Origin of the sequence: Microbacterium sp. EF45047 (assembly GCF_028472845.1) — a bacterium.
GTDB lineage: Bacteria > Actinomycetota > Actinomycetes > Actinomycetales > Microbacteriaceae > Microbacterium > Microbacterium neungamense.
This window is the reverse complement of record NZ_CP069429.1, coordinates 1,282,326-1,307,168: the sequence shown is the minus strand read 5'-3', so window position 1 is coordinate 1,307,168 and position 24,843 is coordinate 1,282,326. Positions and strand designations below refer to the sequence as shown.

The 24,843-nt window shown below is 71.4% G+C and carries 21 protein-coding genes; 6 read left to right on the top strand and 15 right to left on the bottom strand.

Going from position 1 to position 24,843, the window contains the following annotated elements; translation table 11 throughout:
• Positions 1 to 170: 170 nt before the first annotated feature.
• Positions 171 to 863 carry an SPFH domain-containing protein gene (locus tag JRG78_RS06270; protein ID WP_259605889.1) on the top strand — a complete coding sequence of 231 codons (693 nt, stop codon included), beginning with the start codon at positions 171 to 173 and terminating at the stop codon, positions 861 to 863.
• Between the two features lie 11 nt (positions 864 to 874).
• On the opposite strand, the gene dxs is transcribed toward JRG78_RS06270, so the two are convergent.
• From dxs to dut, 5 genes are all read right to left on the bottom strand, one after another.
• Positions 875 to 2,818 (bottom strand): 1-deoxy-D-xylulose-5-phosphate synthase, encoded by a 1,944-nt coding sequence (dxs, locus tag JRG78_RS06265; RefSeq protein ID WP_259605888.1) that lies wholly within the window; start codon positions 2,816 to 2,818, stop codon positions 875 to 877.
• Between the two features lie 144 nt (positions 2,819 to 2,962).
• A complete protein-coding gene (locus JRG78_RS06260) occupies positions 2,963 to 5,875 on the bottom strand; it encodes an aconitate hydratase (RefSeq protein WP_259605887.1) in 2,913 nt (970 codons plus the stop codon).
• Positions 5,876 to 5,998: 123 nt separating this feature from the next.
• Positions 5,999 to 6,742 (bottom strand): DUF3159 domain-containing protein, encoded by a 744-nt coding sequence (locus tag JRG78_RS06255; protein ID WP_259605886.1) that lies wholly within the window; start codon positions 6,740 to 6,742, stop codon positions 5,999 to 6,001.
• Positions 6,739 to 7,341 carry a DUF3710 domain-containing protein gene (locus tag JRG78_RS06250; protein WP_259605885.1) on the bottom strand — a complete coding sequence of 201 codons (603 nt, stop codon included), beginning with the start codon at positions 7,339 to 7,341 and terminating at the stop codon, positions 6,739 to 6,741. Before JRG78_RS06250 ends, JRG78_RS06255 begins: the two co-directional genes overlap by 4 nt.
• The gene (dut, locus tag JRG78_RS06245) at positions 7,338 to 7,787 is read right to left on the bottom strand and encodes a dUTP diphosphatase (protein ID WP_259605884.1); all 450 of its coding nucleotides are present in this window, start codon (positions 7,785 to 7,787) and stop codon (positions 7,338 to 7,340) included. The genes JRG78_RS06250 and dut overlap by 4 nt, the downstream gene beginning before the upstream one ends.
• Positions 7,788 to 7,799: 12 nt before the next feature.
• On the opposite strand from dut, the gene JRG78_RS06240 reads away from it, so the two are divergent.
• Positions 7,800 to 8,279, top strand: coding sequence for a DUF3093 domain-containing protein (locus tag JRG78_RS06240; RefSeq protein WP_259608143.1), 480 nt, complete (start codon positions 7,800 to 7,802; stop codon positions 8,277 to 8,279).
• A gap of 61 nt (positions 8,280 to 8,340) precedes the next feature.
• Here the strand turns inward: JRG78_RS06240 and JRG78_RS06235 are convergent, their stop codons facing one another.
• Positions 8,341 to 8,634, bottom strand: a complete 294-nt coding sequence (locus JRG78_RS06235) for a DUF4193 domain-containing protein (protein ID WP_272653205.1) — start codon at positions 8,632 to 8,634, stop codon at positions 8,341 to 8,343.
• A 205-nt stretch (positions 8,635 to 8,839) separates the two neighbouring features.
• Between JRG78_RS06235 and sepH the strand changes: the two genes are divergently transcribed.
• Positions 8,840 to 9,865, top strand: a complete 1,026-nt coding sequence (gene sepH, locus JRG78_RS06230; RefSeq protein ID WP_259605882.1) for a septation protein SepH — start codon at positions 8,840 to 8,842, stop codon at positions 9,863 to 9,865.
• Between the two features lie 45 nt (positions 9,866 to 9,910).
• Here sepH and JRG78_RS06225 read toward each other — a convergent pair whose 3' ends face one another.
• Entirely contained in the window at positions 9,911 to 11,038 is a 1,128-nt protein-coding gene (locus tag JRG78_RS06225; protein ID WP_259605881.1) for an alkaline phosphatase family protein, read from the bottom strand.
• Positions 11,039 to 11,122: 84 nt separating this feature from the next.
• On the opposite strand from JRG78_RS06225, the gene JRG78_RS06220 reads away from it, so the two are divergent.
• Positions 11,123 to 13,573 (top strand): DNA gyrase/topoisomerase IV subunit A, encoded by a 2,451-nt coding sequence (locus JRG78_RS06220; RefSeq protein ID WP_259605880.1) that lies wholly within the window; start codon positions 11,123 to 11,125, stop codon positions 13,571 to 13,573.
• An 88-nt stretch (positions 13,574 to 13,661) separates the two neighbouring features.
• On the opposite strand, the gene JRG78_RS06215 is transcribed toward JRG78_RS06220, so the two are convergent.
• Positions 13,662 to 15,749, bottom strand: coding sequence for a DNA gyrase/topoisomerase IV subunit B (locus JRG78_RS06215; RefSeq protein ID WP_259605879.1), 2,088 nt, complete (start codon positions 15,747 to 15,749; stop codon positions 13,662 to 13,664).
• A 179-nt stretch (positions 15,750 to 15,928) separates the two neighbouring features.
• Here JRG78_RS06215 and JRG78_RS06210 point away from each other — a divergent pair, with 179 nt between their 5' ends.
• Positions 15,929 to 16,135 carry a DUF7455 domain-containing protein gene (locus tag JRG78_RS06210; RefSeq protein ID WP_259605878.1) on the top strand — a complete coding sequence of 69 codons (207 nt, stop codon included), beginning with the start codon at positions 15,929 to 15,931 and terminating at the stop codon, positions 16,133 to 16,135.
• Between the two features lie 26 nt (positions 16,136 to 16,161).
• On the opposite strand, the gene JRG78_RS06205 is transcribed toward JRG78_RS06210, so the two are convergent.
• Genes JRG78_RS06205 through JRG78_RS06195 form a run of 3 tightly spaced genes read right to left on the bottom strand, consistent with a single transcriptional unit; the run spans position 16,162 to position 18,957 of the window.
• A complete protein-coding gene (locus JRG78_RS06205) occupies positions 16,162 to 17,226 on the bottom strand; it encodes an alanine racemase (RefSeq protein WP_259605877.1) in 1,065 nt (354 codons plus the stop codon).
• On the bottom strand, positions 17,214 to 17,906 hold the full coding sequence (locus JRG78_RS06200) for an alanine racemase C-terminal domain-containing protein (protein ID WP_259605876.1): 693 nt from the start codon (positions 17,904 to 17,906) through the stop codon (positions 17,214 to 17,216). Before JRG78_RS06200 ends, JRG78_RS06205 begins: the two co-directional genes overlap by 13 nt.
• Positions 17,907 to 17,925: 19 nt before the next feature.
• Entirely contained in the window at positions 17,926 to 18,957 is a 1,032-nt protein-coding gene (locus JRG78_RS06195) for a sugar-transfer associated ATP-grasp domain-containing protein (RefSeq protein WP_259605875.1), read from the bottom strand.
• Between the two features lie 93 nt (positions 18,958 to 19,050).
• Here JRG78_RS06195 and JRG78_RS06190 point away from each other — a divergent pair, with 93 nt between their 5' ends.
• On the top strand, positions 19,051 to 20,082 hold the full coding sequence (locus JRG78_RS06190) for a sugar-transfer associated ATP-grasp domain-containing protein (protein WP_259605874.1): 1,032 nt from the start codon (positions 19,051 to 19,053) through the stop codon (positions 20,080 to 20,082).
• A gap of 65 nt (positions 20,083 to 20,147) precedes the next feature.
• Here the strand turns inward: JRG78_RS06190 and murJ are convergent, their stop codons facing one another.
• The 4 genes from murJ to JRG78_RS06170 form a co-directional block, all read right to left on the bottom strand.
• Positions 20,148 to 21,707: a murein biosynthesis integral membrane protein MurJ gene (gene murJ, locus JRG78_RS06185; protein ID WP_259605873.1), complete on the bottom strand. Its 1,560-nt coding sequence runs from the start codon at positions 21,705 to 21,707 to the stop codon at positions 20,148 to 20,150.
• 23 nt (positions 21,708 to 21,730) lie between these two features.
• Positions 21,731 to 22,426 (bottom strand): coenzyme F420-0:L-glutamate ligase, encoded by a 696-nt coding sequence (locus JRG78_RS06180; protein ID WP_259605872.1) that lies wholly within the window; start codon positions 22,424 to 22,426, stop codon positions 21,731 to 21,733.
• Positions 22,426 to 23,715, bottom strand: coding sequence for an RNA polymerase sigma factor (locus JRG78_RS06175; RefSeq protein WP_259605871.1), 1,290 nt, complete (start codon positions 23,713 to 23,715; stop codon positions 22,426 to 22,428). The genes JRG78_RS06180 and JRG78_RS06175 overlap by 1 nt, the downstream gene beginning before the upstream one ends.
• Before the next feature lie 160 nt (positions 23,716 to 23,875).
• A complete protein-coding gene (locus JRG78_RS06170; protein ID WP_259608116.1) occupies positions 23,876 to 24,802 on the bottom strand; it encodes a proteasome assembly chaperone family protein in 927 nt (308 codons plus the stop codon).
• Positions 24,803 to 24,843 lie beyond the last annotated feature (41 nt).

The window sequence follows — 24,843 nt, the reverse complement described above, 5'->3', positions numbered from 1 at the left end:
GGAGGCGCGTTCCTCCCGCCCGTCTGCGCGTCCCGGACGCGACGTGCCCCAGGAGCATCCGTTTCCGTGCCCCGACCCGTCGCCGAACGCACGGGGAACAGCGTGTGAACACATCCGCGCCGGGGCCGGATCCGTGCTCCGGCGCCGGCGCGAGGCGGCACAGTGGTGACATGGACATGCTCGTGACCATGATGAGCGGCAAGGGGATGTCGGGGCTGCTGCGGACGGGGACGGCGATCCTCACCATCCTGCTCGTGGTGCCTGCGCTGCTGAAGCTGTTCGTCGTCACCGTGGACGAGGGCTGGGCGGCCATCCGCACGCGGAACGGGAAGCCGATCATCCGCAACCGGCCGGCCCGCCGGAAGTCCGCCGGGGGCGCCGTCGGCGAGGTGGTCGTGCTGCAGCCGGGCTCGCACGGCGCCTTCCCGCTGTTCTACTGGTACCGCCTCGTCGACGTGCGGTGCCGCGCCACCGACCTGCCGGCCAGGGAGATGACCGGGGCCGGCGGTCATCAGCACCGCGTGCACGCCTCGTTCGAGTGGCGTCCGATCGCCACCGGACGCGATCTGCGGGTGTTCGAACTCGACGTGGTGAATGTCAAGGAGCGCGCCTCGAACATCGTCGGCGCAGCGCTGCGGGACGCGATCCGGATGCTGGACGGCACGGAGCTGCCGCACAACGACGAGATCAGCACCCGCGTGCTCGCCGCGTGCGCGGCCCAGGTGCGGGAGACCTGCGGCGTGGAGCTGTTGCGGGTGATGATCACCGGCGACGCGCTCACCGACGGCTACCTGCTGGCTCGCGCGCTCCGCGACGCGGAGCATCCGCACCCCGTGGTCGGGGCGCTGCACGCCCTGAACTGACCGGGAGTTCGTCAGCCGCGCTCGTGCAGGGGCAGCTCGATCGCGCCGGTCTCGCCGGCCTGACGGGCGACCGGGACGCGCCGGCCGAGGACCTGCGCGACGACGTCGTGGGCGATCTTCGCGGCGGTCAGCCCGGCGTCCGCGAGGATCTCCTCGCGGCTGGCGTGGTCGATGAACTCGTCGGGCAGACCGAGCTCGTCCACGGCGGTGTCGATCCCGGCCTCGCGCAGCACCTGGCGCACGCGCGTGCCGATGCCGCCGACGCGGATGCCGTCCTCGAGGGTGATCACGAGACGATGGCGCGCGGCGAGCTCGACGATCGACGGCTGCACCGGGATCACCCAGCGCGGGTCGACCACCGTCGCACCGATCCCCTGGGCGCGCAGCCGGGCGGCGACATCCAGGGCGAGCGCGGCGAACGGGCCGATGCCGACGAGCAGCACGTCCTCGCCCTCCCCCCGGGCGAGCACGTCGACACCGTCCTCGAGACGCTCCACCGCCGGGATCTCGGGGCCCACCGAGGCCTTCGGGTAGCGGATCACCGTGGGCGCGTCGTCGACCGCCACGGCCTCGTCCAGCGTCTCCCGCAGCCGCTCGGCGTCGCGCGGGGCGGCGATGCGGATGCCCGGCACGAGCTGCAGCATCGCCAGGTCCCACACGCCGTGGTGGCTCGGCCCGTCTGGCCCGGTCACACCGGCCCGGTCGAGCACGAAGGTCACGCCGGCGCGGTGCAGGGCGACGTCCATCAGCACCTGGTCGAAGGCGCGGTTCATGAAGGTGGCGTAGATCGCGACGACGGGATGCAGGCCGCCGAAGGCGAGACCCGCTGCCGAGGCGACGGCGTGCTGCTCGGCGATGCCGACGTCGTAGACCCGGTCGGGGAAGCGCTCGGCGAACGGCGCCAGACCGGTGGGGCGCAGCATCGCCGCGGTCATCGCGATCACCTTCGGATCGCGGGCGCCGATCTCGACCAGGGCCTCCGCGAAGGCGTCGGTCCAGGCGCGACCGGAGGACGCCGTGAGCGGGCCGCCGGTCTTCGGGTCGATGCGTCCGACGGCATGGAACTGGTCGGCCTCGTCGTCGAGCGCGGGCTGGTAGCCGCGGCCCTTCTCCGTGATCGCGTGCACGATCACCGGGGCGCCGTAGTCCTTGGCGAGCTGCAGCGTCTCGATGAGCGCCGGGATGTCGTGCCCGTCCACGGGGCCGAGGTACTTGATGTCGAGGTTGGAATACAGCGCGGCGTTGTTCGTGAACCGGGACAGGAAGCCGTGGGTGCCCCCGCGGACGCCGCGGAACAGGGCCCGGCCGAACGGTCCGAGGGCGCGGAACAGCCGGTCGGACTTCCGGTGCATCTCTCGGTACGCGCCGGCGGTGCGCACCCGGTTCAGGTACCGCGACATGCCGCCGATGGTCGGCGCGTAGGAGCGGCCGTTGTCGTTGACGACGATCACCAGGTTGCGGTCGTTGTCGTCGGTGATGTTGTTCAGCGCCTCCCAGGTCATGCCGCCGGTGAGAGCGCCGTCGCCGACCACGGCCACGACGTGCCGGTCGGCGCGTCCGGTCGCAGTCAGGGCGCGGGACACCCCGTCGGCCCAGCTCAGCGAGCTCGAGGCGTGCGACGACTCCACGACGTCGTGCGGGCTCTCGCTGCGCTGCGGGTAGCCGGCGAGGCCGCCGCGCGAGCGCAGAGCGGAGAAGTCCTGCCGCCCGGTGAGCAGCTTGTGCACGTACGACTGGTGACCGGTGTCGAAGATGATCGGGTCGTCCGGGGAGGAGAACACCCGGTGCAGCGCGATCGTCAGTTCGACCACACCGAGGTTCGGACCGAGGTGGCCGCCGGTCTTGGCGACGTTCTCCACCAGGAAGGTGCGGATCTCGGCCGCCAGCGCGGTCAGCTCGGCGGCGGAGAGCCGGTCGAGATCGCGGGGTCCGGTGATGCTCGGCAGGATCGGCATCGAAGCTCCTCCTCGACTCGACGGGCGCGCGGCCGAGGCCGTGCAAGACCCCCCAAGTCTATCTGCGGGTCGGTGGGAATCCGGTGTGACGACAGCGACAGGGGCCCGGACGCCGCGCGGCGTCCGGGCCCCTGGCCTATCGGGTCAGACCAGCGAACGCAGCACGTACTGCAGGATGCCGCCGTTGCGGTAGTAGTCCGCCTCACCGGGGGTGTCGATGCGGACGACCGCGTCGAAGGTGATCGTCTGCTTGCCCTCGGGCGAGAACTCGCTCGGCTCGGCGGTGACCTTCACGGTCTTCGGGGTGACGCCCTCGTTGAGCTGCTCGAGGCCCTCGATCGAGACGATCTCGGTGCCGTCCAGGCCCAGCGACTCCCACGACTCGCCGGCGGGGAACTGCAGCGGCACCACGCCCATGCCGATGAGGTTCGACCGGTGGATGCGCTCGAAGCTCTCCGTGATGACGGCCTTCACGCCGAGCAGGTTCGTGCCCTTGGCCGCCCAGTCGCGCGACGAGCCGGAGCCGTACTCCTTGCCGCCGAAGATCACCAGCGGGGTGCCCTGTGCCTGGTAGTTCATCGCCGCGTCGTAGATGTACGACTGCGGACCGCCGGGCCGGGTGAAGTCGCGGGTGTACCCGCCCTCGATCTGCTGGCCGTCGTTGACGGCCTTGACCAGGGCGTTCTTCAGCCGGATGTTCGCGAAGGTGCCGCGGATCATCACCTCGTGGTTGCCGCGGCGCGACCCGTAGGAGTTGAAGTCCTTCGGCGCGACGCCGTGCTCGGTGAGGTACTGCGCGGCCGGCGTGCCCGGCTTGATGCTGCCGGCCGGGCTGATGTGGTCGGTGGTGACCGAATCGCCCAGGGTGGCCAGCACGCGGGCACCCTTGATGTCGGTGACCGGCGCCGGGGTCAGCTCCATGCCGTCGAAGTACGGCGCCTTGCGCACGTACGTCGAGTTCGGGTCCCACTCGAAGATCGGGCCGGTGGGCGTGGGGAGGTTCCGCCAGCGGTCGTCGCCGTCGAACACGGTCGCGTACTGCTTGATGAACTGGTCGCGGGAGATCGCGGTGTCGATGATCTCCTGCACCTCCTCCGGCGCCGGCCAGATGTCGCGCAGGAACACGTCGTTGCCGTCCGCGTCCTTGCCGAGCGGGTCGGTCTCGAAGTCGAAGTGCATCGATCCGGCCAGCGCGTACGCCACCACGAGCGGCGGGCTCGCCAGGTAGTTCATCTTCACGTCCGGGCTGATCCGGCCCTCGAAGTTGCGGTTGCCGGAGAGCACCGCGGTGACCGCGAGGTCGTGCTCGTTGATCGCCTCGGAGACCTCCTCGATCAGCGGACCGGAGTTGCCGATGCAGATCGTGCATCCGTAGCCCACGGTGTAGAAGCCGAGGCCCTCGAGGTCCTTGTCCAGACCGGACTTCTCGTAGTAGTCGGTGACCACCTTCGAGCCCGGGCCGAGCGTGGTCTTCACCCACGGCTTCTGCTTCAGGCCCTTCTGCCGCGCCTTGCGGGCGAGCAGACCCGCCGCGATCATCACCGACGGGTTCGACGTGTTCGTGCAGGACGTGATCGCCGCGAGGGTCACGGCACCGTTGTCGAGCAGGTACTTCTGCCCGTCAGGAGTCGACACCTCGACCGGATTGGAGGCCGGGTGAGGGCCGCCGCTGGAGAGCAGCGCCGACTCGGCCTGCTCCGTCTCGTGGTGGTGCGAGACGCCGTTGGGCGAGACGTGCTCGCGCTCCACACCCGGTGCCGTGCCCGGGTCCGATGCCGGGAACGTGCCCTCCACCTCGACCGGCTCCTCCGGCGTGACGGTGGCGTAGTTCAGGATGTCCTTCTCGAACTGCTCCTTCGCCTCGGACAGCAGGATGCGGTCCTGGGGGCGCTTCGGGCCGGCGATCGAGGGCACGACGGTGCCGAGGTCGAGCTCGAGGTACTCGCTGTACTGCGGCTCGCGGGCCGGGTCGTGCCACAGCGACTGCTCCTTGGCGTACGCCTCGACCAGCGCGACGGCCTCCTCGCTGCGGCCGGTGAGGCGCAGGTAGTCGAGGGTGACGTCGTCGATCGGGAAGATCGCGGCGGTGGAGCCGAACTCCGGCGACATGTTGCCGATGGTGGCGCGGTTCGCCAGCGGCACGGATGCCACGCCGGCGCCGTAGAACTCGACGAACTTACCGACCACGCCGTGCTTGCGGAGCATGTCGGTGATGGTGAGCACGACGTCGGTGGCGGTGACGCCGGCCGGGATCTCCCCGGTGAGCTTGAAGCCGACCACGCGCGGAATGAGCATGGACACCGGCTGGCCGAGCATGGCAGCCTCGGCCTCGATGCCGCCGACGCCCCAGCCCAGCACGCCCAGGCCGTTGACCATGGTGGTGTGCGAGTCGGTGCCGACGCAGGTGTCGGGGTAGGCGCGCAGCACGCCGTCGACGGTGCGGTCGTAGATCACCTTGGCCAGGTGCTCGATGTTCACCTGGTGCACGATGCCGGTGCCCGGCGGGACGACCTTGAAGTCGTCGAACGCCGTCTGACCCCAGCGCAGGAACTGGTAGCGCTCGCCGTTGCGCTCGTACTCGATCTCGACGTTGCGCTCGAGCGCGTCTTCGCGGCCGAACAGGTCGGCGATCACGGAGTGGTCGATCACCATCTCGGCGGGCGAGAGCGGGTTGATCCGGTTCGGATCGCCGCCGAGGGCGGTGACGGCCTCGCGCATGGTGGCGAGGTCGACGATGCAGGGCACGCCGGTGAAGTCCTGCATCACCACGCGCGCCGGGGTGAACTGGATCTCGGTGTCCGGCTCGGCGGTCGGGTCCCACGAGCCGAGCGCCTCGATCTGGGCCTTCGTCACGTTCGCACCGTCCTCGGTGCGCAGCAGGTTCTCCAGCAGGACCTTGAGGCTGAACGGGAGCTTCTCGTACCCGGCGACCGTGTCGATGCGGAAGATCTCGTAGTCGGTGCTGCCGACCGTCAGGGTGCTCTTGGCACCGAAGCTGTTCACCGTGGACACGTATCCGTCTCCTTCTGATCGGATGGAAGCGACAGGCGACTCCATCTTGCTCGCCGACGAAGGACCGGGGCCAGCAAGGCGGGCCTTACCAGTCTGCGTCTCCTCGAGCGTCGGCGGAACACCTGATTTATCTTGACGTCGAGATAAATCTAGCACGGATGCCGAGTGTCAGCGCGATCCTCCGCGGGGATAGAGCCGGCGTGTCACCACCCAGGTCAGGGCGAGCAGCACGGCGAAGAAGGGAAGGCCCATCAGGATCTTGACGGTGCCGAGCGCGGCGACGTCCCCGGCGAAGTAGAACGGCAGCTGGGCGGCGAGCCGCGCGGCGAACAGCGCGGCCCAGGCGACCGACAGCCAGAAGAAGGTGCGGCGCTTGTGGGCGTCCGTCCGCCAGGCCAGGCCCTCACCCATCAGGAAGCCGACCACGACGCCGATCAGCGGCCAGCGCACCAGAGCCGAGACGAGGAAAGCCGTGCCGTAGGCGATGTTGGTCAGGAAGCCGATGACGAACTGGTCCTCGGCGCGACCGGTGAACAGCGGCAGTCCGGCGGCGACGACGGCGGCGACCAGCCCGGAGAAGGCCGCCACGGGCGGCGACTTCATCGCCAGCCGCACCACGGCGAACACCGCGGCGATCCCGACCGAGATGCCAAGGGCGAGGAGGAGCTCCCGGGTCGCGGTGTACACCACGGCGAAGGAGAGCACCGGCAGCACCGACTCCACGACGCCGCGCCAGCCGCCGATCACCTGCCACACCATGCGGCCGGTGGACTGTTCGGCCTCCGGGTCGATGCCGGCGCGGCGAGCAGCCGAGCTCAGCGCGGCGCCGATGGTCTCGGCGGCTCCGGGCTCCGGAGCCCCCTGCTCGGGGACGCCGGGCTCCCCCTCGGGGCGATCCGGGTCGACCGTCACGCGGCGCCCGGAGTGGAGGGCATCTTCAGCGGGATGAGGTCGCGCGGAGGCATCGGCGCGCTGCCGCGGACGACGACGATCGAGCGGAACAGGTCCTCCACCTGCGCGGCCGCCGCCGGATCGGCGGCGGCGTCCCCGCCGATCACGCCGCGTAGGAACCAGCGCGGTCCGTCGACGCCCACGAAGCGCGCCAGGCGCATGCCGGACCCCTCGGCCGCGGTGGCCGGGACCTCCGCGAGCAGCTCCTTGCCGAGCGGTCCCTCGCGCTCCTCGACGCGCCCGCCCTGCGCCCGGATCTGGTCGCGCAGCTGGACCCGCGTCTCATCCCACAGTCCGCGCGAGCGCGGGGCGGCGAACGGCTGCACCTGCAGGGAGGATCCGGCGTAGTCGAGGCCGACGGCCACGATCCGTTTGGTCTGCTCCTCCACCTCCAGCCGCAGGTTGAGGCCTTCGCGCGGCAGCACCTTGATGCCGCCGAGGTCGATGTAGGGGCGGACCGGGTTCGCCTCGGCGTCGTCGAACGGCCCGGCCGTGGCGCGATCGGCGGGCGCCGACTTCAGCACCGGCGCGGCCTGCTCTGGAGTGTTCTCTTCGCTCATTCGCTCTCTCCCCGTGTATAGCCGGTCGATCCGAAGCCGCCGTCGCCGCGCACGCTGTCGGGCAGCTCGTCGACCGGTGAGAAGACGGCCCGGACGACGGGCATCACGATCAGCTGCGCGATCCGGTCACCGACCGCCACATCGTACGCGTCGTTCCTGTCGGTGTTCAGCAGGCAGACCTTGATCTCCCCGCGATAGCCCGCGTCCACCGTGCCGGGGCTGTTCACCACGGTGATGCCGTGCTTGGCGGCCAGCCCGCTGCGGGGCACCACGAAGGCGGCGTACCCCTCCGGGAGGGCGATCCGCACGCCGGTGCCGACGAGGGCGCGCTCCCCGGGGGCGAGGGTCACCGCCTCGGCGGCGACGAGATCGGCACCCGCGTCGCCCGGGTGGGCGTAGGCCGGGACGGTGGCGGCGATAATGGGGACACCAACGGATTCGGTCACCCCATGAGGCTAATGCAGAACCACGAACGCGATACGCGGCCGCTCTACCGTGAGCGCCTGGCGCCCGGCCTCTGGCTGCTGGTGACCATCGCCCTGGCGGGGCCGATGACGACACTCGTGTTCCTGCCCGCCGGATCCACGACCCTCGCCCTGGTCATCGGCGTGCTGGTCTCGCTGCTCCTCGTCGTCGCGAGCATCGCCTTCTCCCCCGTCGTCGCCGTCGCCGACGGCGAGCTCCGCGCCGGTCGCGCGCACATCGACGCCGGCTGGCTGGGTGAGCCGGAGGTGTACACCGGCGAGGAGGCGAGGGCGCGCCGGGGTCCGCGGCTGCCCGGGGACGGCTGGCACCTCATCCGCGGCGGCATCGACGGCCTGGTGGTGGTCCCGATCACCGACCCGGCCGACCCGGTGCGCTCCTGGAGCATCTCCACCCGCACACCGGATCGGCTCGCAGCGGCCATCCGCCGCGCCGCCGGCCGGCCCGGACGCTGACCCGGCAGACGACAGCGCGCCCCGGGCCTTCCGGCTCGGGGCGCGCGGGTTCGCGGCGACGTCAGGCCGCGCACTCCTTGCAGATGGGGCCGTTCGCGTCCTCGTGGTCCAGCTGCGAACGGTGCTTCACCAGGAAGCAGTTCATGCAGGTGAACTCGTCCTGCTGGGCGGGCAGCACGACGACGTCGAGCTCCACGTCGGACAGGTCCGCCCCCGGGAGCTCGAAGCCCGTCGGGTTGTCCGAGTCTTCGACGCCCCCGGAGCCGGACCGGGCGTCCGGCACACGCTCCTTGAGGGCTTCGATCGACTCGGAGTCGTCTTCGCTCTTGCGGGGCGCGTCGTAGTCGGTTGCCATGCGGTCAGTCTCCACTTCCGTGGTTCGAGTGGTTTGCGGGGAACGCCGGATCGGGTGAGCGGCGGCCATAGTTTGCATGACGTCAGAGCATTTCGCAAATGCCCGGTCATGCGCCAGGACAAACTCACGGCACGCCCGCGCTATTCCCGGGTTTGCCCCATCCTCCGTGACAGCATGAACCCACACCCACCAGAGGGGCATCAGCATGGAAAACGTCACCATCGTCGGAACAGAAGCGGGAGTCCTCGTCCTCGCGACCGAGTCCGGGCAGCGCTTCGCGCTCCCCATCGACGACGTGCTGCACCGCGAGATCCGTCGTGCGACGCGTGAGGCGGATCCCGCCCCGGCGCGCCTGGCGGCGAGCCCCCGCGAGATTCAGGCGCAGATCCGCGCCGGGCTGTCCGCGGCCGAGGTCTCCGAGCTGCTGGGCGTCAGCCTGCAGGACGTGGAGCGCTTCGAGGGCCCGGTGCTGGCCGAGCGCGAGCACATCATCGATCAGGCGCTGGCGGTGCCCGTGCTCATCGGCAGCGAGGTCGAGCCCGACGCGCAGCCGACCTTCGGCACCGCGATCCGCGCCAAGCTCGCCGATCTGGACGCCACGGACGAGCGCTGGGCGAGCTGGAAGGACGAGTCCGGCTGGACCGTCAAGCTCGAGTTCACCGCGAACGAGGTCGCCCACGACGCGCGCTGGAGCTTCGACCCGCGCCGCAGCGCACTCGCACCGCTGAACGCAGACGCCACGCAGCTGTCGCGGCAGGGCTCGCTGCCGGACGGCCTCATCCCGCGCCTGCGCGCGCTGGAGACCGAGCGGGTCTCGCCGTACAAGGACGACAGCCGGTTCGACTCGGGCGCGTTCGGCCCCCGCCTGGTGCCCACCCCCGAGCCGGATGCCGGCGACCCGTCCGCCCCGGAACGGCCCAGCACCGCCGCGCACGAGGCCGCCGCCCGCCGCGCCCCGGAGCAGTCCACCACCAGCGCGGAGACGGCCGATCTGCTGGAGGCGCTGCGCCGCCGCCGCGGTCAGCGCGAGCCGGCGCCGGTGCTGGCCGAGGAAGAGGACGGCGCCCGCACCACCGAGCCCACCCCGATCGCGCTCTTCGACGCCCCCGACGCCGAGCGCGAGGAACCGCGCCCGCAGCCCGAGCCCGCCGAGAGCGGGGGCCGCCGGCGCCGCCGGAACGCGATGCCGTCGTGGGACGAGATCGTGTTCGGCGCCCGCTCCGATGAGTGAGTGCCGGCGAGTGAGTACAGCGGCGTAACCCGAGCGCTTCGCCGCTCAGCCCTCGAACGCGCCGCGCAGCAGCAGCGGAACCCGCCACTCCTCGTCGGTCAGCCCGCCGTGCTGCCCGACCATGTTGCGCCCGCGCTGATCCGCGTCGGCGCCGTCGTACAGGGCCCGGTTGCCGCGGGCGACGACGAGGAGATCGCCCAGGCGCTCGACCGCGGCGGCGCTGACCACGGCGCCGAACAGGCCCGCGCGCACGGCCTCGTCACGGGTGACCACGTCGGCGGCGCCCTCCAGGCCGGAACGCCAGCGCAGGGCGACCGCGGCGGCATCCGCCTCCGGCTCCAGGTACACGTGCAGCATCCGCGGCTCCCCGCCGATGTGCCGCACCCCGTCGTGCCAGCCCTCCCCGTCCTCGAGGACGAGCTGCCGGTGCGCGGGGACGTCGATCATGCCGTGGTCCGCGGTGATCGCGACGCCGACGCCGTCCGGCATCCGCAGCCCGAGTGCGGCGTCGACGTCCTCGAGCGCGCGCACCCACTCCGCGGAGGCGATGCCGTGCTTGTGCCCGGCCTTGTCGACCTCGGGCAGGTAGCAGTACACGAGGGCGCCCGGATGCGCGGCGGCAAGCTCCCAGGCCGCGGCCACCCGGTCGGCCGGCTTCTTCTCCGGCACGAACGACGCCCCGCGCAGCGTGGCCCGGGTGAATCCGCTGGTGGCGTAGGCGGGGATCCCGACCGCGAACGCCTGGTGCCCGGCGGCGACGGCCCGTTCGAACACGGTGGGGACCGGCTGCCAGGCGAACGGATCGATGCCGGCGTCCTCCCAGTCGCTGAGCTGGTTCACCAGGACGTCGCGGCGGGGGTCGCGCACGCGGTAGCCGACGAGCCCGTGCTCGCCGGGCGCCGCGCCGGTGAGGATGCTGGTGAGCGCGGCGGCGGTGGTGGTGGGGAACACCGCTGCGGCGACATCGCGCTTGGACATGCCGGCGGTGAGGTGGCGGGCGTGCCCCGCGTGCGCCCGCAGTGGCAGAGCCCCCAGCCCGTCGACGACAACGAGGACCGCCGAGCGCACCGCCGGGAGGCTCTCCGCCTCGCCGCGCAGCGCACGCAGCAGCTCCGGCGCCACCCCGGCGATGTTCCGCGTCGCGGCGGGGCTGGACGGTAGCATGAGAGACATCCGGGCCAGTCTTTCACAGGCATCCCGACGCGTCGCCCCCACCGCGGCGACGCGAGTCCGCACCGACAGCCCCGCAGGAAGTCCATGCCGCGCACGCAGCCGTCCGAGCCCGTCCAGGAGCGCATCCAGGACATCGATCTGTCCCAGGAGATGCAGGGATCGTTCCTCGAGTACGCGTACTCGGTGATCTACTCCCGCGCGCTGCCGGATGCGCGCGACGGGCTCAAGCCGGTGCAGCGGCGCATCCTGTACCAGATGGCGGAGATGGGGCTGCGCCCCGATCGCGGCCACGTGAAGAGCGCCCGCGTCGTCGGCGAGGTGATGGGAAAGCTGCATCCGCACGGCGATGCTCCCATCTACGACGCGCTGGTCCGCCTCGCCCAGCCCTTCTCGCTGCGCGTGGCGCTCGTGGACGGCCACGGCAACTTCGGCTCCCTGGACGACGGTCCGGCCGCCTCGCGGTACACGGAGGCGCGCCTGGCGGCCCCGGCCCTCGCGATGACGGAGGGCCTGGACGAGGACGTCGTCGACTTCATCCCGAACTACGACGGCCAGTTCCAGCAGCCGGCCGTGCTGCCGGCAGCCTTCCCGAACCTGCTGGTCAACGGCACGAGCGGCATCGCGGTCGGCATGGCGACGAACATGGCGCCGCACAACCTCATCGAGGTGGTCGCCGCCGCCACGCACCTGCTGGAGAACCCGGACGCGACCACCGAGGAGCTGATGGAGTTCGTCCCGGGCCCCGACTTCCCCTCCGGCGGGATCGTGATGGGCCTGGACGGGGTGCGCGAGGCGTACGCCACCGGCCGGGGCGCGTTCAAGGTGCGCGGCAAGGTGTCGGTCGAGCCGCTCGGGCCGCGCAAGACCGGGATCGTGGTCACCGAGCTGCCCTACATGGTCGGCCCGGAGCGCCTGATCGAGAAGATCCGCGACGCCGTGCAGTCGAAGAAGCTGCAGGGCATCAGCGACGTCACCGACCTGACCGACCGCAACCACGGGCTGCGCATCCAGATCGGCATCAAGACGGGCTTCGACCCGCACGCGGTGCTGGAGCAGCTGTACCGGCTCACCCCGCTGGAGGACTCCTTCAGCATCAACAACGTCGCCCTCGTCGACGGCCAGCCGCGCACCCTCGGCCTCAAGGAGCTGCTCTCGGTCTACGTGCAGCACCGCCTCGAGGTGATCACGCGGCGCAGCCGATTCCGCCTCGCGCGGCGCGAGGAGCGTCTGCACCTCGTCGAGGGTCTGCTCATCGCGATCCTGGACATCGACGAGGTCATCCAGGTGATCCGCACCTCGGACGACTCCGATCAGGCGCGCGCGCGGCTGCGGGACGTGTTCGACCTCAGCGACCCGCAGGCCGAGTACATCCTCGAGCTGCGGCTGCGCCGGCTGACGAAGTTCTCCCGGATCGAGCTCGAGGCCGAGCGCGACCGGCTGCAGGCCGAGATCGCCGAGCTGAAGGATCTGCTGGCCAGCGACGTGCTGCTGCGCGCCCAGGTCGCGAAGGAGCTGGACGCGGCGGCGGAGGCCTACGGCACCCCGCGCCGGACGATGCTGCTGAACGCCGCCCCGCCGAAGCCGCGCAGCGCGAAGGGCGCCGCGGACCTGCAGATCGCGGACGCGCCCACCGTGGTGGTGCTCTCCACCACCGGGCGCGCGGTGCGGGTCGATCTCGCCGACGGCCAGGGCATCGTCCCCCCGGCCCGCCGCAGCAAGCACGACGCCATCCTGGCGACCCTGAGCACGACGACGCGCACCGAGATCGGGGCGATCACCTCGGCCGGCCGTGTGATGCGCTTCTCCCCCGTCGATCTGCCGTCGGTGCCCCCGGCATCCATCCACCTCTCCGCCGGGGTGGCGCTGCGCGACTACATCGGCCTGCTCGACAAGAGCGAGCGCATCCTCGCTCTGATCCGCTTCGACGACGACACCCCGGTCGCCCTGGGCACGAAGGACGGCGTCGTCAAGCGCATCGTGCCGTCGGCGCTGCCGCCCCGACCCGAGCTGGAGATCATCGGCCTCAAGCCCGGTGACAGCGTGGTCGGCGCCGCCTCCGCGCCCGACGACGCCGAGCTGGTGTTCATCTCGTCGGATGCCCAGCTGCTGCACTTCGCGGCATCCGCCGTGCGGCCGCAGGGCGCGCCCGCGGGCGGCATGGCCGGCATAAAGCTGGGCGCCTCGGCCGAGGTGGTCGCCTTCTCGGCGGTCACCGCCCCCGACGAGGCCGTCGTCGTGACGGTGTCCGGGGCCGAGGGCGTGATCGCGGGGACGGATGCCGGACGCGCCAAGGTGTCGCGGTTCGACGAGTTCCCCGGCAAGGGCCGGGCGACCGGCGGCGTCCGCGCGCACGCCTTCCTGAAGGGCGAGGACCGGCTGCGCCTGGCCTGGGCCGGACCGGAGCCCGCGCTCGCGGTCGGACCCGACGGCGCGGCCCGCACGCTCCCCGAGGCGGGGGCCAAGCGAGACGCGTCCGGTCAGCCGCTGGACGCCGTGATCGGATCGGTGGGACGGGGCATCCCGGCGACGTTCTGACCCGCAGGGCGGCGAGCCGGCCCGGTCGCGGCGGGATCCTGTCCGCGTCGATCGCCTCAGGCGTCGATCGCGTCAGGCGTCGATCGCGTCAGGCGTCGATCGCGTCGCGGGTGAGGCGGTCGGCGGAGTCGACGATGAACTCGCGGCGCGGTGCGACCTCGTTGCCCATCAGCAGCTCGAACACGCGACCGGCCGCCTCGGCGTCCTCCATCCGCACCCGGCGCAGCAGGCGGCCGTTGCGGTCCATCGTCGTGGTGGCCAGCTGCTCGGCGTCCATCTCGCCGAGACCCTTGTAGCGCTGCACCGGCTCGTGCCAGCGGCGGCCCTGCTTGCGCAGCTTCGCGAGCAGGCTGTGCAGCTCCTGCTCGGAGTAGGTGTAGATCGTCTCGTTCGGCTTGGAGCCGGGGTTCATCACGATCACGCGGTGCAGCGGCGGGACGGCGGCGAACACCCGGCCGTCCTCGATCAGCGGCCGCATGTACCGGAAGAACAGGGTCAGCAGCAGGGTGCGGATGTGCGCGCCGTCGACGTCGGCGTCGCTCATCAGGATGATCTTGCCGTAGCGGGCGGCGTCCAGATCGAAGGAGCGGCCGGAGCCGGCGCCGATCACCTGGATGATCGAGGCGCACTCGGCGTTGGAAAGCATGTCACTGATGGACGCCTTCTGCACGTTGAGGATCTTGCCGCGGATCGGCAGCAGCGCCTGGAACTCGCTGTTGCGGGCGTGCTTGGCGGTGCCGAGGGCCGAGTCGCCCTCGACGATGAACAGCTCCGACTGGCTCACGTCGTTCGTGCGGCAGTCGACGAGCTTGGCCGGCAGCGAGGACGACTCCAGCGCGTTCTTGCGGCGCTGGGTCTCCTTGTGGGCCCGCGCGGAGACCCGCGCCTTCATCTCGGCGACGACCTTGTCCAGCAGCATCGACACCTGGTTCTTGTCGTCGCGCTTGGTCGACGAGAACCGCTGCGCGAGCTCCTTGCGCACCACCTGCGCGACGATCGCGCGCACCGCAGGGGTGCCGAGGACCTCCTTGGTCTGCCCCTCGAACTGCGGCTCCGGCAGCGAGACGGTGAGCACGGCGGTGAGACCGGCGAGCACGTCGTCCTTCTCGAGCTTGTCGTTGCCGACCTTGAGCCGCCGCGCGTTCTGCTCGACCTGGCCGCGCAGCGTCTTCAGCAGCTCCTGCTCGAAGCCCTGCTGGTGCGTGCCGCCCTTCGGCGTGGCGATGATGTTGACGAAGGAGCGGATCACGGTGTCGTAGCCGGTGCCCCACCGCAGTGCGATGTCGACCGTGCACTCGCGCTCCACCTCGGTGGACTTCATCGACCCGTCCGGCTGCAGCACCGGGACGGTCTCGGTGAAGCTTCCGCTGCCCTGCAGACGCCAGGTGTCGGTGACCGGGGCATCCGTGGCCAGGTACTCGACGAACTCGGAGATGCCGCCCTCGTAGTGATACGACGTCTCGTTCGCCGCGCCGTCGGTCGAGGCGCGCTCGTCGCGGACGACGATCTCGAGCCCCGGGACGAGGAAGGCGGTCTGCCGGGCGCGGGTCTCCAGCTCCGCGAGCTGGAACGCGGCGTCCTTGGTGAAGATCTGCCGGTCCGCCCAGTAGCGCACCCGGGTGCCGGTGACGCCCTTGGCGACCTTGCCGACGATGCGCAGCTCGCTGCGCTCCTCGAACGGGGTGAACGGCGCGTCGGGGCGCGGCTCGCCGCGGTCGGCGAACACGCCAGGCTCGCCGCGGTGGAAGGACATCGCGTAGGTCTTCCCGCCGCGGTCGACCTCGACGTCGAGCCGCTCGGAGAGGGCGTTCACGACCGAGGCGCCCACGCCGTGCAGGCCGCCGGAGGCCGCGTAGGAGCCGCCGCCGAACTTCCCGCCGGCGTGCAGCTTGGTGTACACGACCTCGACGCCGGAGAGCCCGGTGCGCGGTTCGATGTCGACCGGGACGCCGCGCCCGCGGTCACGCACCTCGACGCTGCCGTCGGCGTGCAGCACCACGTCGATGCGGGAGCCGTTGCCGGCCACGGCCTCGTCCACGGCGTTGTCGATGATCTCCCAGAGGCAGTGCATCAGGCCCGGGGAGCCGTTCGACCCGATGTACATGCCGGGTCGCTTGCGGACCGCCTCGAGGCCTTCGAGCACCTGGAGATGATGGGCGGAATACTCGGCGGTCACGGAGATCGATTCTATGCCCGCGGGTGCGGCCGGTCGGGACGACACTCCCCCGCCGGCGCAACCCCGGGGGCCGGTCGTACGCGCAGAGCGAAACACGCCGTGATCCGGGCATGCCCCCCGGTGAGGCGTGGTTTCATTTAGTGACACTCCGAACACCCGACACCCGAGGAGGCACCGAGATGAACGCTACGACCGAGCGGGTCGAGTACCGCCTCACCGCCATGGACCGGTGCGACTCCTGCGGGGCCCAGGCCTACATCGCCGCCGAGGTGAACGGGTCCGAGCTGCTGTTCTGCGCCCACCACGGACGCAAGTACGAGGAGAAGCTGCGCGCCATCGCCACGAGCTGGCACGACGAGACCGCCCGTCTCGAGGAGACCGCCTGAGCGTGTAGACGCGGCCTGAGGAACCCTCAGGCCGCGGTCACGACACGGCCCACCGCGGGTGTGAGCCGGGTGACGATCTCCTCGCCGACCGTGCCGATCCGCTCCGCGAGAGCGGTGGCATCCGGTTCCCCGTGCGCGCCCGGCCCGAACAGCCGGACCTCCTGACCGGGGGCGGCGCCCGGCCAGCCGCGCACGCTGCTGCGCAGTTCGTCGATGCGGGTGAGTTCCCGCAGACCTGCCGGAGTGGCGATCCGCACACCGGCGAGGGTCGAGGGCAGCCCGTGCAGCGCGCCGATGCCGATCACCGCATCGCCGCCGTCGCCGTCCGCGGCGATCACGGGCGCCGTGAGCGCCGCGATCGGGCGCACCCCGGGGATCTCGGGTCCGTCCGCCGAGCGGATGCCGTAGCAGAACGCGCCGATCCGGCACACGCTGCCGCGCAGCTCGGGGCGCCACCACGACGCGGCCGACGCCGTCAGGTGCAGGGCCGCCGGCCGGGCGCCGGCCGTGCGCACGGCGGCGACCGCGCGGCGGAACTCGGCGGCCGCGGCGTCGTCCTCCTCGTCGCTGGCCTCCGCGAGGTGGCTCCACACCCCGGCCACGTCGAGCAGACCCGCCCGCTGCGCCGCGGCGGCTTCGGCCACCGCCTCCGGCCACTCCTCGGGACGCATGCCGTTGCGGCGCAGTCCGGTGTCGATCTTCAGGTGCACGCGTGCCCGCCGGCCGAGCCGTTCGGCCGCGGCGATCACGCGCCGCAGGTACGCCGTGGTTCCCACGCCGAGCTCGACCCCGGCGTGCAGAGCCTCCTCCACCTCGTGCTGCGCGGAGGTGGCCCAGGCGAACACGCGCGCGCCGGGTGCCCGCGCGGCGATCCGCAGCGAGGTCGGGATGTCGTAGCCACCGAAGAGGTCCACGTCGCCGCGGGCGGCGTCCACCGCCCACTCCAGGCCGTGGCCGTAGGCGTCGTCCTTCATCACCAGCATCAGCTCGGACGGGGCGATCCGCATCCGCACGGCGTCGATGTTCGCGAGGAACCGGCGGTGCGAGATCCTCAGGGTCGGCCCGGCGGCCGGCGGGATCATGCTCGCCATTCGCGCACCGCCTTCGCGCCGGCCACGGCGACCAGCTCGGTGGGGCGGAGGCCGGTGATGCGGGCCCAGTCCGCCAGCGCGTCCCGGGCCGGCCCGGTGCCGCCGAAGTAGATCACGTCCGTCCCCTCCTCCGCGTGCGCCCCCTCCAGGTCCACGACGCAGACGTCCATCGCCACGCGGCCGATGATCGGGCGCAGCACCCCGTCGATCTCCACCCGGGCGTGATTGCCGAGAGCCCGCACGACGCCCTGCGCGTACCCGCCGGTGACGAGCGCCGTGGTGGTGTCCACGGTGGCGCGGTGCGTGTACCCGTACGAGACGGCCTCGCCCGCGAGCATCCGCTTCACCGAGAGCACCCGCCCGGCGAGGCGCATGGCGGGCGTCCGGCTGTCCTCCGCGCCGGGCAGGCCGTACAGCGCCTCGGGGGCGATGTCCGCCTCGCCGTCGGTGACGGCGCGGATGCCGGATGCCGCGAGGCTTTCGACGGTCCGCGCGTCGTCCACCAGCACGGCGCGGACGCCGGCATCCGTCACCACCCGCGCCGTCTCTGCGACGCCGTGACCGTACGCGTCGCCGCGCAGGTCGGCGACAACGCCGCCGGCGGCGACGGCCGCCTCGGCCGCCTCGCGGACGGCGCGCGCCGAGATCTCGGCCCGCGGCAGGCTGCGAGAGCCGCTCATCGTGCGTCGGAGGCCGCGGTCATCGGCGGCTGGCCTCGATCACCGGGCGATGCCGCTCCTTGCTGCCGGTGCGGATGCCGGTGGCGCTGACGCGCGTCTCGTACAGTCCGGGGGTCCAGTTGCCCTCGATCAGCACCGGGCCGTCGGGGCCGACGGCGACGTCCCAGCCGACGTAGGGCACGGTGGGCACCTCGCGCGCGGCACGGTCGACGAGCTCGACGACGCGGTCCCACATCGGCACCTGGAAGTCGACGATGGAGGCGCCCGAATCGGGGTGCGTCTCGTAGCGGCTCTTGTGCTTCCCGGTGTGCCCGGGCCCCACCGAGTGCCCGTTCTCGTCCAGCATCGTGAAGAACCCGCCCCAGGTGAACTGGTCGCTGACCGCGCCGCGGCCGAACTTCTGCGCCGCCATCAGCACGTGCACGGTCTGCCCGTCGAAGAACGTGGCCACGCGGGTCGTGTTCACGGTGCCCGCGCAGTACTCGGCGAGGTACGGATGCTGCACGATGGGCTGCTCGAGCAGGCGCTGCCCCTTCTCCAGCAGCTCGGTGCGGAACCCCTCCCAGTCGGCGACCTCGGCGGTGTCGTAGCGGAACACGCCCTTGCCCTCGCGCCCGACCGGCGTCTTGGCGATGATCACCGGATGCCGCTCGGCGAAGGCGCGCAGCCCCTCCGCGTCGGTCTCCGCCAGGTCGAGCCACTCGCGGCCGAGGTAGGCGGCGAAGCGGCGGTTGAAGGAGAGCTTGTTCTCGAACTGCAGCACGTCGGTGCGGTCGTTCAGCGCCTGCGCGAGGTGGTGCTGGATCAGCGAGGTCATGAACGTCTTGCGCTCGGCGCGGGTGAGCAGCGCGAAGTCGGCCTCGTAGTAGTCGATGTACGCGGTGTCGTGGAACGCCGCCCAGATGAGCATGTCCACGAAGATCCACGGGGCCCACTTGCCCTGCTCCTGCGCGATCTGCGTCGCGAACGACCAGACCCGGCCGGGGTTGAACGCGGTCAGCCGCTTCAGCAAGTACTTCAGGCGCGCCGTGAGTGCGACGTCTCGGGACAAGGCAGGACCTTTCGAGGCGGACGGGTGGGAACGTCCCATGGTAGCCGCTCCCCCTCGCCGGGCCCTGTGACGCCTGCGTGTTAACCTGGTCGGATGGATCAGAAGCGGTTGCGCGTCCGGTACCTCATCGACCGGGCACGGCGGCTGAATCCGACCCAGCTGCTCGAGCTCGCTCGCCAGGTGAAGCGGGTGTCGAAGGCTCCGCTGCCGGTCATCCTCGCCGACATGCTGTGGTGCTCGGTGCGCTACGAGATGGGCTTCCGGGACTACGTGGTGTGGGACATCCGCATCCTGAACGCACGGGAGCGCGCCACCTGGATGACGCATCCGAAGGCGTTCCGGCTGAACAAGACGCTGAACGGCCCGGACTCGAAGGTGATCCTGGGCGACAAGCTGCGCTTCCTCGCCGACTTCGCCGACCTCACCCGGCGGGACTGGATCGACGCCTCCCGCGCCTCCGAGCAGGATCTGCGCGACTTCCTGGAGCGCCACCCCCGCGTGATCGCCAAGCCGGCGCAGGGCGAGGGCGGCGCGGGGATCGCGATCTACCACACCGCGGACATCGAGGACGTCGCCGCGTGGCGCGCCGCGCTCGTCGAGCGCGATCAGACGCTGCTGGAGGAGGTGCTGCGCCAGCATGACGACCTGAACGCGCTGTACCCGGACAGCGTCAACACGGTGCGGATGATCACGTACCGCGACCCGCAGGACCGGCTGCACGTGATCGCCTCGGTGCTGCGCATCGGCAACGGCTCGGTGATCGACAACTTCGCCTCCGGCGGGATGTTCACGATGCTCGACGACGACGGCGTCGCGCTCTACCCGGGCGTGGACAAGCAGTCGAACATCTACCACGAGCACCCGGCCACGGGCACGCGGATTCAGGGCTTCCGGGTGCCGTTCTACCCCGAGGTCGTCGCGATGATCGAGGACGCGGCCAAGCGCCTGCCCACCGTGCCCTACGTCGGCTGGGACATCGCGATCACCCCGGACGGCCCGGCTCTCATCGAGGCGAACCACAACTCGAGCGTGTTCCAGATGAAGCCCTCGGCCTCCGGTGTCCGCACCGGCCTGCTGCACCGCTACGTCGAGGCGATCGGCCCCGGCGTGCTCGACAAGCGCTGACGGACGCTGAGCCTGTCGACGCGGACGCTGAGCCTGTCGAAGCGGACGCTGAGCCTGTCGAAGCGTCAGCGCCGGCGCAGCGCGCCCAACGCGGTGCGCAGCTCCGGCACCCGGAACAGCGCGAGCAGCGCCACGTACACGGCACCGGCGGATGCGGCGATGAGGCAGCATCCGAGCACCCCCCAGAGCTGACCGGCGAGCATCCATCCGCCGACGCCACCGGAGAGCAGGTACACGCCGTACCCGGCCGCGCCGGCGGGCACCGCCATCAGCGCGAAGCGGGTCAGGGCGCGCCACACCCCGCCGAGGCCGAGCGAGCCGATCCGGCGGCGCAGCAGCACCGTCGCCAGCACGGTCTGCAGGATGCCGGCGCAGGACTGCGCGAGCGCGACGGCCGCGGCCAGATTCTCGACCGGCACCGTGGCGGCCACGACGAGGGTGAACGCGAGCACGAGCGAGCCCTGCACCATCGTGAACACGAACGGGGTGCGCGCGTCGCCGTACGCGTAGAAGGTGCGCTGCACGATGAAGAGCACCGCCATCGGCAGCAGGCTGACCAGGTACGCCAGCAGCACCGGCGCGACGGCGACCGCCTCCCCCGGGCCTTCGCTGAACACCCGTGCGGCGGGCTGCGCGGCGGCGGCGACCGCGGCGATCGCGATCACGATGAACAGGCCGAGCACGCGGAGCGACTGCCGGATGTCCGCCTTCAGCTCGTCGTCGCGCTCCGCGGCCGCGTGCTCGCTGATGCGGGTGAAGTACGGGGTGCCGATGGCGAGGATGATCATGGAGTACGGCACCATGTACACCAGCCAGGCGTAGCCGGATGCCGCGACGGAGGCGTGCCCGCCTTCGGAGGCGGGCGTGACCGTGAGAGCCTGCACGATCCCCACCAGCTGCCCGACCAGGGTGGTCAGGAACGTCCAGGTGGCGAGCTTCCCCATGTGCCCGAGGCCCATGCCCCGCCAGCGGAAATCGAGCCGCAGCGGGATGCCCGCCCGTCGCCAGAACAGTACGAGCACGACGGTCTGCGCGATGACGCCGAGGGTTGCGGTGCCGGCGAGGGTGGCCACCATGGCGGGCGACCAGCCCTCGAGCGCGCTGCGGCCCTGTCCGAACAGCACGATGAAGACACCGAACCCGCCGATGGAGACGAGGTTGTTCACGATCGGCGCCCAGGCGTACGGCGCGAACATCCGCCGCGCGTTCAGGATCTCCCCCAGCAGCGCGAACATGCCGTAGAAGAACAGCTGCGGCAGGCACCAGTAGGCGAACTGCGTGGCCAGCGCGTGCTGCTCCGGGCGGTACTGCGAGTAGAGGTCCACGAGCAGCGGCGCGGCGAGGGTCGCCACGACCGTGACGGCGCCGACCAGGACCGCGCCGAGCGTGAGCAGCTTGGCGAGGAAGTCGTGTCCGCCGTCCTCCTGCGCGCTCACCCGCACCACCTGCGGCACGATCACGCCGGTGAGCAGCCCGGCGGAGATCACCGCATAGATGCTGTTCGGCAGCTGGTTCGCGGTCGCGAACGCGTCACCGGCCTGGCTGATCGTGCCGACCGCCGCCACGAGCACCATGGCCCGCAGCAGCCCGGTGACCCGGGACGCGAGCGTCCCGGCTGCGATCATCGCACTCGCGCGACCGATCCCCATCAGGCGGCGCGGATGACGCCCATCGGCGTGGACTCGTGTCCCTGCCCGAGCGGGTTGTCCCGGAGGATGGCCACGAGCCGCTGCTCCCCCGCGCGGTCCAGCGTGGAGCCGAGGATGTTGCCGCCGATGTCGTTGATGTCCACGACGGCGACCTCCACGCCGGCCGGCAGCAGCGTCCGCAGGTGCTGGGCGACCTGCCTGGGCTTCTCCGGGCCGAGCACGACCGCCGTGTTGTACGGCGGGATCGTGTGCGAGGTGGGGCCGTCGATGGAGCGCGCCTTGTACCCGGCGACGCGGTAGAAGTCGCCGCGGCGCCCGAACGCCTTGGTCACCGCGGAGACCGCGGCGGCGAGCAGGATGCGGGGCGTCCCGCACTCGCGCAGCGCCATCTCCATCGTCTCGGGCATGCCCAGGCCGATGCCGTAGCTGGTGCGGGTGACATACTTCGACAGGAAGCGGGCGAGCCGGCGGGGCCGGATCTCCTCGAGCTGGTACGACCGGCCCTGCGTGATGGCGACGATCTTCTCCGTGACGAAGAGGATGTCGCCGTCCTGCAGCACGCCGGCGGTGTACTCGCGGATGATCTCGTCGAGGTCGTCGCCGGGCATCACGACGCGGGTGCGGATCGGGATGCGCTGGTACGTGGTGCCGTCGATGTCGACGGTGAGGGCCTTGCCCTTGTTCGCCTCGGCCATCACTCGAGGTAGTCCCGGAGCGACTGCGAGCGGCTGGGGTGCCGCAGCTTCGCCATCGTCTTGGACTCGATCTGGCGGATCCGCTCGCGCGTGACGCCGAAGGTGTCGCCGATCTGGTCGAGCGTCTTCGGCTGCCCGTCGCCGAGGCCGAAGCGCATGCGGATCACGCCGGCTTCGCGCTCGGACAGCGAGTCCAGCAGCTGCTCCAGCTGGCGCTGCAGCATGGTGAATCCGACCGCGTCGGCCGGGACGACCGCCTCGGTGTCCTCGATCAGGTCGCCGAACTCGCTGTCGCCGTCCTCGCCCAGCGGGGTGTGCAGCGAGATCGGCTCGCGACCGTACTTCTGCACCTCGATGACCTTCTCCGGGGTCATGTCGAGTTCCTTGGACAGCTCCTCCGGCGTGGGCTCGCGGCCCAGGTCCTGCAGCATCTGGCGCTGCACGCGGGCGAGCTTGTTGATGACCTCGACCATGTGCACCGGGATGCGGATGGTGCGCGCCTGGTCGGCCATGGCGCGGGTGATCGCCTGACGGATCCACCAGGTGGCGTACGTGGAGAACTTGAAGCCCTTGGTGTAGTCGAACTTCTCCACCGCGCGGATGAGGCCCAGGTTGCCTTCCTGGATGAGGTCCAGGAACTGCATGCCGCGACCGGTGTAGCGCTTGGCGAGGGAGACGACCAGACGCAGGTTCGCGCCCAGCAGGTGGCTCTTCGCACGCTGGCCGTCGCGGGCCACCCACTGCAGGTCGAGGCCGAGCTGGCTGGACTTCTCGGCCTCGCTCATGTGCGAGAGCTTCTCCTCGGCGAACAGGCCGGCCTCGATGCGCATGGCCAGCTCGACCTCTTCGGCCGCGTTCAGCAGCGCGACCTTTCCGATCTGCTTCAGGTAGTCCTTGACCGGGTCGGCGGTGGCGCCGGTAATCTGCGTGGAGTAGACCGGGACGTCGTCCTCGTCGCTGGAGGAGATGACGATGGCGCCGGTGGGCAGCGGCTCGGTGAAGGCCGGCTTCTTGTCGCCCTCCTCCTCGGCATCCGCCTCGGCGACCTCGCCCTCGGCCTCGGCCGTGTCGGCGTCGGCGAGCTCTTCGGGGGCGTCCTCGTCGTCGTCCTTCTTCTTGGACGTCTTGGCGGCCGCCTTCTTGGGCGCGGCCTTCTTCGCCGGCGCCTTCTTGGATGCAGTCTTCTTCGCGGGCGCCGCGGTCTCGGCGGCGGCGTCCTCGGTCTCCGGAGCGTCGGCTTCCGCGGTCTTCTTCGTCGTCCGGGTCTTCTTGGTCGTGGCAGGAGTCACGTTTCGCCTTTCACGGAGCGGTGCACTCGCCCCGGGCCATTTCGGACACTAGTAAGACCCTTGTCAACTCCGGGCGCGGAACGCCGGTTGACAACGGGTCGAACATCCATTATCACACACCGCGGGCCCGAGGGGCGCCCGCCGGCCGGATGCGGCGCGCTCAGCCGAGCTTGTCCTCGTCGCCCGGGCGGCGGGTGGCGAGGTAGCGCTCCAGCTCCGCGGCCAGCTCGTCCGCGGAGGGCAGGTCGCGCTCGTCGAAGCCGTCGCCGACGTCCTCCGCATCCCGTCCGGACATGTACGCGTCGTAGCGGCGCTCCAGGGTGTGCACCATCTGCACCAGCTCGTCGTTGCCCTGCACCTGCTCGTCGACGCGCGCGCGGAACTCGTCCCGGGCGGCGGCGATCTCGTCGGTGCGCAGCACCAGCCCGGTGGCCACCATGATCTTGTCGGCCGCGGCGAGCACCGTGTCCGGGTAGTCGGTGTCGGCCAGGTAGTGCGGCACGAGCAGCACGAAGCCGGCGACGCGGATGCCGCGCTCCGCGATCCGGTACTCCAGCAGGTGCCCGGCGGTCGAGGGCACCTGGGTGCGCGGACGCCACACCGAGTGCGCCGCGACGAGGTCGCGGCGGTTGCCGCTCACCGTCGTGCCGAGCGGGCGCGTATGCGGCACGGGCATCGCGATCGAGTGCACCCAGGCCACGCCGGACACCTCGAACTCCGCGATGAGGTCGAGCACGGCGTCCGCGAAGGCGTCCCAGGCGAAGTCGGGCTCGTAGCCGGAGAGCAGCAGGAACGGCTGGCCCAGGGCGTCGTGCGCGAGGGACAGGTCCAGCCGTGCCGGGCGGTACTCGGTGAGGTGGTCCTGGTCGAAGACGACCACGGGGCGGCGGGCCCGGTAGTCCAGGAGCAGGTCGTTGTCGAAGACGGTCACGGGCGCGGGCGCCGTGGTGGCGTGCAGGTGGTCGATCAGGCCGGACACGGCGCTGCCGGCATCCGTGAACCCGGTGAGCAGGACGACCAGCGGAAGGCCCCCGGGGACCGCGGGGCCGTCTGCGACACGTGCATGAAGCTCTCCCGAGAACGGCATGCTCCCATGCTACGAGCCGCCGGAGGCGTGCGCTCGGCGGG